Annotated in this window: 15 protein-coding genes; 4 read left to right on the top strand and 11 right to left on the bottom strand. The window is 68.2% G+C overall.

What is annotated here, in order from left to right:
- Positions 1–163 precede the first annotated feature (163 nt).
- A complete protein-coding gene (locus B0F77_RS16790) occupies positions 164–2,860 on the top strand; it encodes a TNT domain-containing protein (protein ID WP_086663845.1) in 2,697 nt (898 codons plus the stop codon).
- Here B0F77_RS16790 and B0F77_RS16785 read toward each other — a convergent pair.
- Positions 2,846–3,445, bottom strand: a complete 600-nt coding sequence (locus tag B0F77_RS16785; RefSeq protein ID WP_086663844.1) for a pentapeptide repeat-containing protein — start codon at positions 3,443–3,445, stop codon at positions 2,846–2,848. The two genes, B0F77_RS16790 and B0F77_RS16785, sit on opposite strands and share 15 nt — an antisense overlap.
- A gap of 92 nt (positions 3,446–3,537) precedes the next feature.
- Here B0F77_RS16785 and B0F77_RS16780 point away from each other — a divergent pair, with 92 nt between their 5' ends.
- Both B0F77_RS16780 and B0F77_RS16775 read left to right on the top strand, forming a co-directional pair.
- Complete coding sequence (locus B0F77_RS16780) at positions 3,538–4,518, top strand: malate dehydrogenase (RefSeq protein WP_086663843.1); 981 nt, start codon at positions 3,538–3,540, stop codon at positions 4,516–4,518.
- 20 nt (positions 4,519–4,538) lie between these two features.
- Positions 4,539–5,351 (top strand): inositol monophosphatase family protein, encoded by an 813-nt coding sequence (locus B0F77_RS16775; RefSeq protein ID WP_245848292.1) that lies wholly within the window; start codon positions 4,539–4,541, stop codon positions 5,349–5,351.
- On the opposite strand, the gene B0F77_RS16770 is transcribed toward B0F77_RS16775, so the two are convergent.
- From B0F77_RS16770 to B0F77_RS16725, 10 genes are all read right to left on the bottom strand, one after another.
- A complete protein-coding gene (locus tag B0F77_RS16770) occupies positions 5,348–5,539 on the bottom strand; it encodes a DUF1918 domain-containing protein (protein ID WP_086663841.1) in 192 nt (63 codons plus the stop codon). The two genes, B0F77_RS16775 and B0F77_RS16770, sit on opposite strands and share 4 nt — an antisense overlap.
- 95 nt (positions 5,540–5,634) lie before the next feature.
- Positions 5,635–5,982, bottom strand: coding sequence for a hypothetical protein (locus B0F77_RS16765; RefSeq protein WP_086663840.1), 348 nt, complete (start codon positions 5,980–5,982; stop codon positions 5,635–5,637).
- 45 nt (positions 5,983–6,027) lie between these two features.
- A complete protein-coding gene (locus tag B0F77_RS16760) occupies positions 6,028–6,999 on the bottom strand; it encodes an ABC transporter ATP-binding protein (protein WP_086663839.1) in 972 nt (323 codons plus the stop codon).
- Entirely contained in the window at positions 6,996–7,793 is a 798-nt protein-coding gene (locus B0F77_RS16755) for an ABC transporter permease (RefSeq protein ID WP_086663838.1), read from the bottom strand. Before B0F77_RS16755 ends, B0F77_RS16760 begins: the two co-directional genes overlap by 4 nt.
- Positions 7,786–8,496: an ABC transporter permease gene (locus B0F77_RS16750; RefSeq protein WP_245848289.1), complete on the bottom strand. Its 711-nt coding sequence runs from the start codon at positions 8,494–8,496 to the stop codon at positions 7,786–7,788. The genes B0F77_RS16755 and B0F77_RS16750 overlap by 8 nt, the downstream gene beginning before the upstream one ends.
- A gap of 108 nt (positions 8,497–8,604) precedes the next feature.
- Complete coding sequence (locus B0F77_RS16745) at positions 8,605–9,981, bottom strand: serine/threonine-protein kinase (protein WP_245848286.1); 1,377 nt, start codon at positions 9,979–9,981, stop codon at positions 8,605–8,607.
- A gap of 37 nt (positions 9,982–10,018) precedes the next feature.
- Positions 10,019–10,924, bottom strand: coding sequence for an esterase-like activity of phytase family protein (locus tag B0F77_RS16740; protein WP_245848284.1), 906 nt, complete (start codon positions 10,922–10,924; stop codon positions 10,019–10,021).
- A gap of 109 nt (positions 10,925–11,033) precedes the next feature.
- Positions 11,034–11,603, bottom strand: a complete 570-nt coding sequence (locus B0F77_RS16735; protein ID WP_086663927.1) for an HhH-GPD-type base excision DNA repair protein — start codon at positions 11,601–11,603, stop codon at positions 11,034–11,036.
- Between the two features lie 44 nt (positions 11,604–11,647).
- A complete protein-coding gene (locus B0F77_RS16730; protein WP_086663835.1) occupies positions 11,648–12,235 on the bottom strand; it encodes a nucleotidyl transferase AbiEii/AbiGii toxin family protein in 588 nt (195 codons plus the stop codon).
- Positions 12,232–13,074, bottom strand: coding sequence for a type IV toxin-antitoxin system AbiEi family antitoxin domain-containing protein (locus B0F77_RS16725; protein ID WP_086663834.1), 843 nt, complete (start codon positions 13,072–13,074; stop codon positions 12,232–12,234). Before B0F77_RS16725 ends, B0F77_RS16730 begins: the two co-directional genes overlap by 4 nt.
- Before the next feature lie 209 nt (positions 13,075–13,283).
- Between B0F77_RS16725 and B0F77_RS50715 the strand changes: the two genes are divergently transcribed.
- Positions 13,284–13,877 carry a rhomboid family intramembrane serine protease gene (locus B0F77_RS50715; protein ID WP_143466778.1) on the top strand — a complete coding sequence of 198 codons (594 nt, stop codon included), beginning with the start codon at positions 13,284–13,286 and terminating at the stop codon, positions 13,875–13,877.
- Positions 13,878–14,009: the final 132 nt, after the last annotated feature.

Here is a 14,009-nt window from a genome sequence, read left to right as displayed (position 1 = left end):
AGGCCCGTGCACCGCGTTATGGTCGGGCCTCCACCGTTCGGCGCAATGGCGGGGGACGTGTGCGATCCGGCGAGTTGCGGGGGAAGATGTTGGCGTGTCCGAGCCGAAGCCGTTGAACCCTACAGAGCAGGATGCTCTGGTTAAGCAGATCGGCCTGACTCTCATGCGGGCCGCACCGGAGGACTGGCGCAGCGTCATCGCCCAGTACCGGGCCACCGGCCGTTACTTCGAGCTGGAGGCCGAACTGCGGTTGCAGGACGGCACCTCGCACTCGTGGGCCGTGCCGCAGGACGTGGCCTCCCTGTTCGCCCGGCTGCGCGCGGGCATGCACCGAGAGGGCAGGGGCAGCTGGACGAACGCCCGTTACCAGCTCGATCATCCCTCCAGCTACAACCTCGACTTCGACCGCGCCGAGCCGAGCTGGCAGACGCCTCCTCCGCAGCAGGCGTACGTCGACGAGATGCGGTTCTTCCCGCGCGTCGACGAGAACGTGCCGGACTGGCTGCGCCGCCGGCTGAACCCGCCGACGCCGGTGTTCCGCACGGTCCGGGTGTTCGACGGGGCCGGACCCGGCGGCCGTCCGTCGGTCAACCGGCCGCCGGTGCCGGAGCCCGAGGTCGCGCCGCTGCTCGCGTACCTGTCGAACGCGCCGGTCGCCGTGGCCGGCCGCGGGTTCGACGCCGACCTGCTGGACCGCGAGTCCCCGCAGGTGGTGCCGTCCGGGTTCCAGACGGACGGCGTGTGGATCTGGCCCGTGGGCGTTTCCTACTACTTGCGCAAGTACGGCGTGCCGCCTGAGCTGGAGCTGGTCGAACGCGCCCGCTCCACCGGTTTCAACATGCCCGACGTGACCGAGGAGTCCCGGCTCGCCGCCGCCGCGAGCCTCGGCGCACCGGCCGCGCCGCCCGGAACCGTCGTGCCGGCGCCGCCGCAGGCCGAGCCGGAACCCGTGCCCGAGCCGGAACCGAAGTCGGACGAGACGCAGTACGTCACGCCGCCGAAGTTCGACGACGAGCCGGAGCCCGAGGTCGAGGAGTACGACTTCGAGCCGCTGACGCCAGAGCCGCAGGCCGCCGAGGTCACGACCGAGCAGCCGCAGATCCACCAGCAGATCCCGCCGCAGATCCAGCACGTCGAGCCGGAGCCCGAGCGGGAGCCGGAGGAGATCGCCTCGACGGTCGCGGTGCCGATTCCTGGCGTCGACGGCCCGCCCTACCGGGTGGTCTTCGACTCCGACGGCGTGCCCGACGTCGACGACCGGCGTCTGCGCGACACGTACGGCGCGGGCATGGACCTTTTCGCGCCGCACCCGTCCGAGACCGAGCAGCCGGAGCCGGTCGTCGCCGCGGTTCCCGACGTCGTTGCCGAGGAACCGAACGAAATGGATCTCGGCGACGAACAAGCTGTCGTGGACGTTGACGACGAACCCGAGATCCCGACCGCCGGGCCGGACGAGCCGGAGCTCCTCACGCACCACCGCGAGGAGGAGCGCACGGACCATCTCGTCGCGGAGACCGCGGAACGCCCCCGCGACGCCATGCAGGACACGATGGCGTGGAGCCCGGTCCTCGACGAGCCCCAGGAGAGCCCGTCCGAGGTCACCGAGGAACACCCGGTCGTCCCCGTCGCCGAGGACGAGCCCGACCTGGCCGAGAACGAGGTCGAGTCCACCGCGTCGTTCGAGCGGGAGTCGTTCGAGCGGGAGCCGTTCGAGCCTGCCGCTTTCGAGTCGGCGGGGTTCGAGCCGCAGTTCGAGCAGAAGCCGCACTTCGAGAACAAGTTCGAGTCGAAGTTCGACGCACCGAAGGTCGTCGAACCCGTCGCCGAGCCCTCGCCGGCGATGGTCGCACCGCTGCCCGTCGCCGCGCCCGCTCCGACTCACGTCGAGGAGACGACCCAGTTCGACGCGGCGCTGTTCAACGAGCCGGAGATCGAACCGGAGCCGGAACCGGAGCCAGAGCCGGAACCGGTGAAGCCGCCGCGTCAGGTCACGCAGGAGGAGGACCGCGAGCTGGCGGGCACCCGCCGCGCGCTCGACGACCTCAGCGTGCCGCACGGCGTCTACCGGATCGGCGAGCCGGCCGACCGCACCTGGACGCTGCGCCTCGACGGCGACAGCTGGGAGGTGTGCTGGTTCGACCACGGCCCGAAGAGCCCCGTGCGGTTCGACAAGGTCGAGGACGCGTCGGCGTACCTGGTCGGCAAGCTGGTGCTGGGCAACTTCCGCACGATCGTGCGTACGCCGCCCCCACCGCCGCAACGGCCGATGAGCAACGGTTTCCGCGAGGAGCCGCGCCGTCCTGTGCCGCCGCAGCGCCCGCCGATGCCGCCACCCGCACAGCCGCCCGCCCCGCAGGCACCGGCTCCGCAGGCGGCACCGGTCCAGCAGGCACCGGTCCAGCAGGCACCCGCACCGCAGGCACCGCCTCCGCCCGCGCCGACGCAGCAGGTCCCGGCCCCCGCGCCGGCACCGATCGCCGCAGCCGTGGCGCAGGAGGAGCCGTCGAAGCGGAAGTTCCCGATCTCGCCGCTCGCGGGCGAGCCGCCGCTGACGTTGTTCCGCCACAAGCAGATGTTCGAACTGCCGGCGGGCACCGAGGTCGACCGCTACGGCGACCAGACGGGCAACCTCGTCTACGTGGCGGGCACGCCGTTCCCGGAACGCAGCCTCGTGCCGTCGTGGATCAACCGCCCGTACCGCGTGTACCGGTTGCGCCGCCCGCTCGAGGTGCTGAGCGGGGTGGCGGTGCCGTGGTTCGAGCAGCCCGGCGGCGGAACCGCCTACCTGCTGCCGAAGGCGATCGAGGAGATGGTCGCGGACGGTGTGCTCGTGGAGATCACGGGATCAGCTGACAACTAGGCCGTAGGCGGCCGCGAAAGCGATCGCCTGGTCGACGTCGATCAGGGCTCCGGCGAGCTTGGCTTGCCGGAGCCCGTTCGCGTCGATCTGCGCCCCACGCAGATCCGCGCCCTCGAGTTTGGCGTCGAGCAGCCGTGCGCCCATCAGGTCCGCCTTGCTCAGGTCGGTGTTGCGCAGGTCCGCCTCGCTGAGGTTCGTCTCGCGGAACCGCTGGCCTTCGAGTTTCAGGTCGTACAGCGGCGCCTTCACGAACGACGCCAGCGTGAAGTCCACCTCGGTGAAGGTGATCGGCCGCAGCACGCACTCGACGAAGTTCGAACCCATGAGGCTGCACGAGTTGAAGGTCGACCGCGTCAGCACCGTGCGGTCGAAGGTGCACTGCCGGAACGCGGTCGCGTGGTGCTTCGACTCGCCGAGATCCGTCCGGGTGAAGTCGCACCGGGTGAACGTGCACCCCGTCGTGACGAGCTCGCGGAGATCGGCTTCGGTGAAGTCGCAGTCGGTGAAAGACCGCTTCTCCCAGTGCTGATTGGGCAGGTTCGCGTCGGCGTAATCCTCGCCGACCTCTTCGACCGGGTTGTCCACTCTCACACTCTGCCATTGGCCACGTGTTGGTAACGTGCGGGACGCCGGGCGACCTGCCCGACGTCAACGAGGACCGTCATTCGGGAAGGCTCATGACCCGCACGCCCGTGAACGTCACTGTCACCGGTGCAGCCGGCCAGATCGGCTACGCACTGCTGTTCCGCATCGCTTCCGGCCACCTGCTCGGCCCGGACACCCCGGTCAACCTGCGGCTGCTGGAGATCACCCCGGCGCTGAAGGCCGCTGAGGGCACCGCGATGGAGCTCGACGACTGCGCCTTCCCGCTGCTGAAGGGCATCACGATCACCGACGACGCGAAGACCGCGTTCGACGGCGTGAACGTGGCCCTGCTCGTCGGCGCCCGCCCCCGCACCAAGGGCATGGAGCGCGGCGACCTGCTCGAGGCCAACGGCGGCATCTTCAAGCCGCAGGGCGAGGCGATCAACGCCGGCGCCGCGGACGACGTCAAGGTCCTCGTGGTCGGCAACCCGGCCAACACCAACGCCCTCATCGCCCAGCAGCACGCGCCGGACGTCCCGGCCGAGCGCTTCACCGCGATGACGCGCCTGGACCACAACCGCGCCCTGTCGCAGCTCGCCAAGAAGCTGGGCGTCGCGGTCACCGACATCCAGAACATGACGATCTGGGGCAACCACTCGGCCACCCAGTACCCGGACCTGTTCCACGCCAAGGTGGGCGACAAGACCGCCGCCGAGGCCGTGAACGACCAGGCGTGGCTGGAGAACGACTTCATCCCGACCGTCGCCAAGCGCGGCGCGGCGATCATCGAGGCCCGTGGCGCGTCTTCGGCCGCGTCCGCCGCGAACGCCGCCATCGACCACATCTACGACTGGGTCAACGGCACCGAGTGGACCTCGATGGCCATCCCGTCGGACGGTTCGTACGGCGTGCCCGAGGGCATCATCTCGTCGTTCCCGGTCAAGTGCTCGGGTGGCTCGTACGAGATCATCCAGGGCCTGGAGATCGACGAGTTCTCCCGCGGCCGCATCGACGCCTCCGTGGCCGAGCTGGTCGAGGAGCGCGACGCCGTGAAGGGCCTCGGCCTGATCTGATCCGTGGCAATGTGGGGCACGTGCGGATTCCATGGGACGTGCCCCAGCCACAGCTCTCCGACGACGTGCACCCTGCGCTCGCCGATGCCGCTCGCGCGGCGTCGGCGGCGTACGGGCGTGCACGTTCGTTGCACACGCGCCTCGAACTCCGCGAAGAAGTGGCGGACGGCGCCGACGGAACACCGACGATGCGCGTCGATCGCATCGTTGAAGACGCGATCTTGGAGTCCATCCACCGCAGTCGCGTGAATCTTCTGTCCGAGGAAGCCGGGTTCGTCGACAACGGCTCCTCGATCACCCTCGTCATCGACCCGGTGGACGGGTCCGCGAACGCCGCGTTCGGCGTTCCTCTCTCGTGCTTCGCCGGCGCTCTCGTGGAAGACGGCACGGCCCGCGAAGCGTTGACGACATGGTTCGACACGGGCCGTGCGTGGCACGCGCGCGCAGGAGTCCCGACGCCCTTCCGCACGACCGGCCGCACGTCGTTGGACGGCGCTTCGGTGTGTCTGATGCGCCCCAAGACCGGCACGCAGGACGCGTGGCTGCGCATCGCGAACCGCGCCGACCGCATCCGCGTCCTGTGCACCACCTGCCTGGAGACCATGCTGGTCGCCGAGGGCACCGTCGACGCGTTCATCGATCCGGGCAGCGACACGCACCGGATCATGGACCTGGCGACGGCACTGGTCACCGTGCCCGCAGCGGGTGGCGTGCTGGTCGACCTGCACGGGAGGCCGTTCACGTTCGAGCCCGACCTGACCCACCGGTGGTCAGGCGTGGCGGCAGCGACTCCTCAGCTCGCCGAGGAGTTGATCGCGACGGTGCTCGGCTAGATGCCGCCCCGCGGCTCGACGATGCAGTCGGGGCCGGGGAAGACGAGGCCCTCGTGGCCGTCGTTGAACCGGACCAGGTACGGCGGCTGACCGTCGTTCCCGCGCACTTCGAGGATCTCGCCCAGGCGCTCCTCGAGTCCGACGGAGCGGCTGTGGACGTGGAGCCTGTCACCAACTGTTGCTTGCATGATGCTGCAACACCTCCGGTGTGCGGCGTGAGGCTTGGCGATGAACGCGTTAAAGCGTAGGCCGACGCCGGAGGTGCGCAACAGGGCTCAAGTGCTCATCCGCCGCAGGCTGAGGAGACCTTCGCGACGAGGTCGGCCTTCTTCTGCACCCAGTCCGCGGCGGAGCCCACGTTCTGCATGCCGTTGGCCGCTTCCTCGAGAGCCTTCTTCACCTGCTCGTCCGGCGCGGAGTTCGCGAGGGTCTCGAGCTCCTTCGCCTTCGCCTGGGTGTCCTCCAGCGCCTTCTGCGGGTCGCTCATGTCCGGCGAGAAGCCCACCAGCGAGATCGCGTCGGCGCACAGCTTCACCTTGTCCGCGGTGTCGCTGACGCCCTGGATCGTGTCGCAAGCCGTCAGGCTGCCCAACGCGATGACAGCCGCGGCAAGCGGTCCAATTACGCGCATTCGCTCTCCTTGTGCCCGATGTGTCCGTTTGTGTTGGTTACGACTCTACCGATGAGCTTCTTGATCGACCTGGCGCTGGTACAGCTTGCGGATGACGTCGTCGATTTCCGGCTCCACGACGGCGAGGTCGTGGACCTCCACCTGCCGCACCACCTGGGTGATCAACTGGGCCGCCGTCGTCTCCGCTCTCCTGAACGTGAGGTGGTGTCGCAATCCGTTGGCCTCGCTGCGCACCGCCGTTACTCCTGGGACGTTCGGCGCTGGACCGGGTTCCCGCAGGTCGATGACGAGCTCGCGTTCCGGGGTGACCTCGGCGCGCAGTTCCGCCAGCGGGCCATCGGCGAGCACCCGGCCGTGGTCGATCACCATCAGCCGCGGGCAGAGCCGTTCGATGTCGTCCAGGTCGTGCGTGGTGAGCAGGAGCGTGGTGCCGCGGCGGGTGTTGATGTCCGCCAGGAACTCCCTGAGGCGTTCCTTCGACTCCAGGTCCAGGCCGATGGTCGGTTCGTCGAGCACCAGCAGTTCGGGTGCGTGCAGGAGGGCGGCGGTGATCTCGCCGCGCATCCGTTGCCCCAGTGAGAGCTGCCGCACCGGGGTGATCAGAAGCTCTTGCAGGCCAAGGAGTTCGACGCACTCGTCGAGCCGCGTCCGGTAGTCCTGCGCGGACACGCGGTAGATGGACCTGAGCAGGTCGAAGCTGTCCTCGAGCGGGAGGTCCCACCAGAGCTGACTGCGCTGGCCGAACACCACGCCGATGCGCTTCGCCAGATCGCGCCGTTGCTTCGCCGGATCCAGGCCGCTGACCTGGATGTGACCACTGGTCGGCACCAGGATCCCGGTCAGCATCTTGATCGTCGTGGACTTGCCGGCACCGTTCGGTCCGACGTACCCGACGGCCTCTCCCGCCTCGACGCCGAACGTGACGCCGTCGACCGCCGTGACGGTCTTGTAGTTGCGCCGCAGGCCTTTCGACGTGGCGACCTTGAACTCCCTGCGGAGCTCCCTGACCTCGATCATGATCCCGTTCCCCGGTAGTGCCTGACCGCGAACCGCCACACCAGCCCGGCGACGGTTGCCGCCAGGGCCGCGACGAGCGGTGATGTCCAGCCGACCCAGCCCGGCAGGCCGAGCGGATCTTCCTTCCCGAGCAGCGCGAGGCTCGGGTAGTACGCGACGAACGCCCCCGGCACGATGAACGCCATCACCCAGCGCAGCGGCGCGGAGTAGACGTTGATCGGGTACGACGTGAAGGCGTTGCTGCCGTAGGTGACCGCGTTGGCGAACTCGCGTCCCTCGACGATCCAGAAGCAGATCGAGCACGCCACGACCCAGACCGCGCCGTAGATGACCGCGCCCGCCATCGGCGTCAGGATCGTCAGCAGGACCTTCGCCGGCGTCCAGTCGACCGCGACGTGCGACAACGCGTAGGCCATGACGGCGAGCGCGCCGGTGATCCGCCCGATCCTCCGCAGCCGGATGTCGGACACCATGATCTGCGGCAACGTACCGAGCGGCCGCATCAGCAGCACGTCGAAGGTGCCGGTGCGGATGTAGGTCGGCAGGTTGTCGAGCTGCCCGGCGAACAGGTCCGCGACTCCGAACGCGGCGCCCGCGAACGCGTACATCAGCAGCACTTCGTTCTTGGTGAATCCACCGAGCGCGTTGACCTGGCTGAACAGCACCAGGATGACGATCAGCTCGTAGGACTGCGCCATCACCTGCGACACGAAGTCCACCGCGAACGAGGCCCGGTAGACCAGCTGACTTCTGATCTTCGCGCCGATGAGCCTGGGGTAGATGACGTCAGCCACCCTGAACCACCACCTTGCGCACCGCTCGCTGCAGCGCGAGATGCCCGATCGCGAGTACGACCGCGGCCCAGAACAGTTGGTACAGCAGGAGTTTCGCCACGTTGCCGTGTCCGAGGAACACGTCGATCGGCGCCTGCAGCAACGCCGGGAACGGCGTTGTCCACAGCAGGTCCCGAGCCCACTCGGGGAAGAACGAGATCGGCACCGTCAGCCCGCAGAGCAGGCCGGACGTGACGTTCCAGAACCCGTACACCCCGCGGTTGTCGAGCAGCCAGAACGCGCTGAGCTCCACCAGGAACCGCACCCCGAAGCTGATGACGAGCGCGATGACCGCGCTGAGCAGGAAGAGCGGCCACCTGACCGGGTTGCCGGGGAACTGGAAGGGGAACAGCAGCATGCCGAACACCATCGGCGGCGCCAGCCTGGTCATCAACGCGAAACCGCCGCGCCCGACGTCCTGGGCGAGCAGCGCGCCCTGCAGATGCCATGGCCGATACAGATCGACGACGACGTCACCGGATCGCACGCGCTCGGCGAGCTCGTTGTTGCCCCACAGCAGGACAAACCCGAGCAGCCCCTGCCCGATCCAGACGTACGTGTTGGTGGCAGCGATGTCGTAGTCCGCGATCGAGCCGTTCGCCGCCGTGACCGCGGCGGAGATGACGGCTAGTCGCAGCAGGCCGAAGACCACGTTCGTGGTCATTCCGGCCAGCATCGCTTGTCGGTAGGTCGAATACCTTCGGAATCCAGCAATGATCAAATCGGCGTGGACACGCACGTCGGTCTACGTTAGTGACCGTCGCAAGTGGATTTAACGCGACCCGAACGCACTGGTCACGACCTCGCCCACCTCCGGCTGGGAGGCCAGGCAGAGGAAGTAGTTGCGGGTGCCGTCCTTGAACCCGACCGCCGTGATCTCCCACCCGGTCGTGTCGACGGTCGGCCGCGTGTTCGCCTTCATCACCGCGGGCGTGCAGACGTTCTTCACCTCGGTCGACGCCAGCAACTCGTCGGAGTCGACATCCGGGATCTCCCCGGACAGCCAGCCTCCGCCGAACGCCTCCCAGTAGTGGTCCGTGGCGCAACTGCCGACTTTCCGCGCGGTGGCGGCCTGACCGCCGATGCTCACGATGCCGCGGAAGCAGGTCGACTGGTCGATGCAGAACCCGGCGTCGCACTTCTTGAGGAACGGCGGGATGTCCTCGGCGCCGCCCGGCTGCGTCGTCGCCGGCCCGGCACCTTGGGCGGTCGCCTGTTCCTTGTTGAAGAAGTTCCACGTGAGCACGCCGGCGACGACCACGACGACGAGCCCGGCAGCCGCGGCGACCAACGGCCACGGCTTGCGCCTGGGCGGGGGAGTGACCGGCACGGTGGGCTGCCGCATCGGGTCACGCAGCTCGTCACGCAGCTGCGCCGCACTCGGCGTGCGCAGGTTGGCGTCCGGGTGCAGGGCCCGCGCCAGCGTGTCGTGCAGCGCCGGCGGCACCCCGTCGACAGCGGGAACCGGCCGGCGCAGGACCTCGCCGAGCTGGTCGAACGACGTGATCGGCCACGGCACCGGACGCGGCGGCTTGCCGGCGAGCAACGTGTAGAGCGTCGCCGCGAGCGAGTACACGTCGGCCTGCGGCGTGGGCTCGGCCATCGCGAACGCTTCCGGCGGCGCGTAGCTGGGGCTCAGGGCGTCCCGCGTGACCGTGCTGCCGCCCTGCGCGTCCAGCAGCGCCGCGAGCCCGAAGTCGGCCAGCTTCGGCGTGCCGTAGCGGTCGACGAGGATGTTGCCGGGCTTGATGTCCCGGTGCAGCACGCCTTCCTGATGTGCCGCGGCCAGCGCGTCCGCCAGCTTGCTGCCCAGGTCGCGCACCTGCTCGGGGTGCAGCGGGCCTTGCCGATCGAGCTGGTCGGCGAGCGACCCGCCCGTGCACAGTTCCATGACCATGTACGGCGTGCCCTGGGCGGTGATGTTCGCGTCGTGCACCCCGACGACGTGCGGATGCCCGGACAACTTGGCGGCCGCGTGCGCCTCGCGGAGGAACCTTCGTCTGTCGCGCTCGTCGACGAGCACCCGATTGTCGATCTTCACCGCGACGTCGCGGCCGAGCTGCGCCTGATGGGCGCGGTAGACGGTGGCGAACCCGCCCGCGCCCAACGGTCTCAGGTCGGACAGGCCGGGAATGCGGGGTGCGGTCACGCGCGGCAGCATAGTTCCGCACCCCGACAATTCCGTGCTAGACGGTGCAGTTCAGCGAACCACTCCTGAGTGCGTGGCTGCTGGTGTTGTCGTCGTCCGACCACAACACGACCTTCTTGCCGTTGACGCAGCTCGGCGAGATCGCGAAACCTTCGAGGTTCACGTTCGGCAGTGTCGACGGCCGGTTGTACGTCGCCGTGACCCTGAACCTGCCGCTGCTGATGGCGAGCGTCGTCGTCCGCCCGCCGCAGTTGTTGTCGCAGAGGGCCCACAGCTTGGCGCCGTCGAACTCCAGGTCCATCACCTGGCTCTGACCGCTCGCGAACTTGCTCAGCAACGTGGCGTTCGAGCCCTGCAAGGCGTACACGTACACCTCACCGGTGGCCTCCAGCCCGACGAAGAACAACCCGCTGCCGTGGCCGGGGTAGTCCGCGGGGTTGTAGGTCCTGCCGCTGTCGTCCTTGAAACCGTTCCGCGTGAGGAACGAGTCCGGCACCCACGAGATCGCCTCGGGCCCGTCGTTGGGATCGACCTCCGGCATGCCACCGAGCTCCCACTCGCCGGCCGCGGCGCCCCCGCTGCCGTACTTGAGGATCATCGGCGCGCTCACGTCGCCGTCGTCGTTGTCGCGCTCGACCGCGACGAAGAGCCCGTCCGGCGTGCTCACGACCCCTTCGGCATCGGGATCACCCTGCCCGTTCGCGAAGGCGAGCGACCGCTTCTGGTCGACCTTCCAGGTGCCACCGCTCGGCACGAGCCGGTACAGCGTCGAGGGCGAGTTCTTGACCGCCCACACGACGTCCGGGCTCTCGAACGACAACCCGCTCAGGTTCTTGCCGAAGACGTTCGCCCCGTCCGCGTACTTCGTGGCGGAGTCGCCCGGCCACGACGTCGCCGCCTCCGCAGGCGTGCAGGCCAGACCCAGTACGAGGACGGTGAACACGCCAATCGCCTTGATGCGCAACGAAACGCCCCTTCTCTCCCGAGGCAGGATCACGCCTCGTTCGGGCTGGCGGCGGACGTCCAGTGCACCAGACGATGAACAGTTCGTGCTACTTCGCCTTGGCCGCGGCCTTGGCTGCCTTCTTGAAGTCGCGCACCTCGAGCAACGACTTCTGGTCGGTCACATCGGCCACGCTACGTCGGCTTCCCTGCTCGCCGTAGTGCCCGGCGGCCTCCCGCCAGCCCTCGGGCCGAACGTCGAACTGCTTGCCCAAAAGGGCGAGGAAGATCTTGGCCTTCTGGTCCCCGAACCCCGGCAACGCCCTGAGCCGCTTGAACACCGCGGCCCCGTCGCCGTCGGCCCAGATCCGCGTGACGTCCCCGTCGTACTGCTCGACGACGAACTGCGACAACGCCTGCACCCGCTTGGCCATGCTGCCGGGGAACCGGTGCACGGCGGGCGGGGTGGCCATGATCGTGGCGAAGGCCTCCGGGTCGGCCTCGGCGATGCGGTGCACGTCCAGGCCGTCCATGCGGTCGGCGAGGACCTTGGGGCCGGAGAACGCCTTCTCCATCGGGATCTGCTGGTCCAGCAACATGCCAGTCAGCAGGGCGAACATGTCCTGCGCCAGCAACGCGTCCGCGTCGGGGTTCTGGGCAAGGCACAACTTGCGGTTCATGCGGGGGATGGTGCCACGAACCGGGCGGCTGCCGCCTGCTGAGCTCACGTGCTCGGGCTCCATCGCAGCTCGTCGGCAATCCACCGACCTGGGTCCGGTGCCATCAGCACCGGGTTGAGGAACCGGGCCATGAGTTCGGTGGCCTGCGCCAGCGTCCGATATGCCGTTAGGGCATCAAGAGTGCCGGCTTCGCGTTCGTGGCCGATGTGAACGACCAGATCAACACTGACGGTGCCCTCCGTCCTCGGGCCTACCAGGATGTTGAACGAGACGCGCGTGGTCGGACGGTTCTCCGTCATCTCGGTACGTCCTCGGTAGTCGTACCGAACGAAGTCGCCCAGATCGACGGACGCGGCAGCGCGGATTGCCGCCACTGCCTCGTTCAAATCGGTGGCGTGTCGGCGACACAGATCGATGTCTCGGCTGTGGCGGACATCGCGGTAGCGCACGAGCATCGCTTGACCGCCTTTGAGCAGCCAACCGTCAGGATCGTGGTGGAAGACCCTGGCGAGGAGTCGCTCGAAGTAGAACCTGTTGAGCAGATCGCCAGCACGTGTGCCCCCGTTCGCGGCCTCGCGTTTGGCGCGATCCCGAAGGGCGCGGCTCAGTGCTTGGGGCGATGCGTAGCTCACTGCTCAGGCTCCGGCTCGGGGTTGTTCTTGCCCGGTTCGTCGATTGCCGCGTTCACGGCTGCTCGCAACTTCTTCAGCTGCGCCAGGTCGAGCCCCGCAAGCTGTGCGGCGATCGCGTGAGCGGCCGAGGTTGTTTCAAGCCTGGTGTCAGCATGCTCGGTCACTGCTGATCGGCTGAGGAACGCGGCGTCTGCTCCTGCCTGGCGCAGCAGATGCAGGAGCAGGCGGAGCCCGTCGTTCACGTCGATCCCGTATGCCGTTGCGTGCTTCCCGAGCAGCGCCAGAAGACGTTGCTGATCCACTAGTTGGCGACGCAGCGCGTCGTTGAGCACGCCGCCCACGTGGCCGCCATCGACGTGAGCAACGAGCAGGTCCTTGATGGTGCGTTCGACAGTGGTCACCGGCAGACCGTCGTTGGTCGCGGTGACCTCGTCCTGTGACAGATCACCGCGGTGGAGCCATATCCCGGAGATTCGGGTGGTACGTCGCCGTGGCACGGTGATTTCGACTCGTGGCGCAGGGATGTCGCCAAGGCCGTGCAGGACGCAAGCGGTGCGATGCGAGAACACCCCGTTGTCCTCGTCGGTGGGGGCTCGTTCCCATGCTCGACGAGACGGAGCGAGACGAAGCCATGCAGCCTTCTCCTCGACATGGCTCGGCGCTCCCGCTGCGACGACGAGGTGGACGCCGCGCGCCATGTGGTCGACAAGCCCCGCAGAGGCCAGTCTCGTCAGAGTCGTGCGGTTCACTCCCGCGGCTTCTGCCTGTTTGGTCGTGAACAGGCCCCACTGGTCAGCGGCGATGTCGCCCACGACCCGAAGAGCCTCGACGCGTTCCATGTAGCGAACGCTACACCTCGTTGTAGCGTTCGCTACAGCCTAGGTGTAGCAAACGCTGCATCAGGTGATGATGAGACTAGTCATTTCATCAAGCAGCTTGCCGGTCCAGCAACATACCGAGCAACAGCGCGATCCTGACATATGCGGAGGAAGCAGACGACATTTGCCAACCGGGGCCGCCGTGTGGTTTGCGAACTTATGATCGCGGCATGTCGGAAAATACCGCCGTTCTCCCGCCTCTGCCCGGCGTGCGAACTCGCGTGCCGATTGCAACGATCATCATTCTTGCTGCTTGGACGGTGTGCACCGTTTTGTACCACCTGGGGGCCGATGGATTGTTCCTGGCGGTTCGGCGGGACCCGCAAGCGTTGCTGGACGGCCAGGTGTGGCGGTTGATTTCGCCGGTTCTGGTTCAGCCGGATTCGTGGTTTTCCGTGATCACGCTGGGGGCGACGGCCGCGGTTGCGGGGGCTTTCGTCGAGCGGGCGTTCGGCACCTGGCGGATGGTGGTGTTGCTGGCGGCCGGGGCTCTTGCGGGGCACAGCATCGGGGAGTTGTGGCAGCCGTACTCCGGGGGTGTGTCGGTGGCGTTCTGCGGGCCGGTCGGCGCGGTGGCCGTCTACGTGTTGGTCGCGCGTATGCGGCGGCACCGGGTGGCCGCTGTGGTGCTGCTCGGCGGTGCTGTGGTGCTGTGCGTGTTCACGGACATTCACGGGCCGGCGCTGCTGGCTGGAGCTGTCGCCGGATTCTTCCTGTGCCGCTCAGCGGTGCAACCTCTCGCCGCGCGGACCCCGTCTCCCTAGCATCGCAGGGGGGTTGAAACAGGGGGAACGACCATGAACCGCTGCACGAGGCTCGTCGCGACCGCACTTCTCACCGTCGGGTTGACGACCGCCGGGACCGCGCACGCCTGCAGTTGCGCGCCGGCCGGCGCG

It is taken from the genome of Lentzea kentuckyensis (assembly GCF_002150765.1).
GTDB classification, from domain to species: domain Bacteria; phylum Actinomycetota; class Actinomycetes; order Mycobacteriales; family Pseudonocardiaceae; genus Lentzea; species Lentzea kentuckyensis.
Note: the sequence above shows the minus strand (reverse complement) of the source record. Positions and strands in the feature narration are given on the sequence as shown.

Coding starts and splice junctions, on each gene's coding strand:
- B0F77_RS16790 (WP_086663845.1), top strand. CDS start 164: ATGCGGGCCGCACCGGAGGACTGGCGCAGCGTCATCGCCCAGTACCGG.
- B0F77_RS16780 (WP_086663843.1), top strand. CDS start 3,538: ATGACCCGCACGCCCGTGAACGTCACTGTCACCGGTGCAGCCGGCCAG.
- B0F77_RS16770 (WP_086663841.1), bottom strand. CDS start 5,539: ATGCAAGCAACAGTTGGTGACAGGCTCCACGTCCACAGCCGCTCCGTC.
- B0F77_RS16765 (WP_086663840.1), bottom strand. CDS start 5,982: ATGCGCGTAATTGGACCGCTTGCCGCGGCTGTCATCGCGTTGGGCAGC.
- B0F77_RS16760 (WP_086663839.1), bottom strand. CDS start 6,999: ATGATCGAGGTCAGGGAGCTCCGCAGGGAGTTCAAGGTCGCCACGTCG.
- B0F77_RS16750 (WP_245848289.1), bottom strand. CDS start 8,496: ATGACCACGAACGTGGTCTTCGGCCTGCTGCGACTAGCCGTCATCTCC.
- B0F77_RS16735 (WP_086663927.1), bottom strand. CDS start 11,603: ATGAACCGCAAGTTGTGCCTTGCCCAGAACCCCGACGCGGACGCGTTG.
- B0F77_RS16725 (WP_086663834.1), bottom strand. CDS start 13,074: ATGGAACGCGTCGAGGCTCTTCGGGTCGTGGGCGACATCGCCGCTGAC.
- B0F77_RS50715 (WP_143466778.1), top strand. CDS start 13,284: ATGTCGGAAAATACCGCCGTTCTCCCGCCTCTGCCCGGCGTGCGAACT.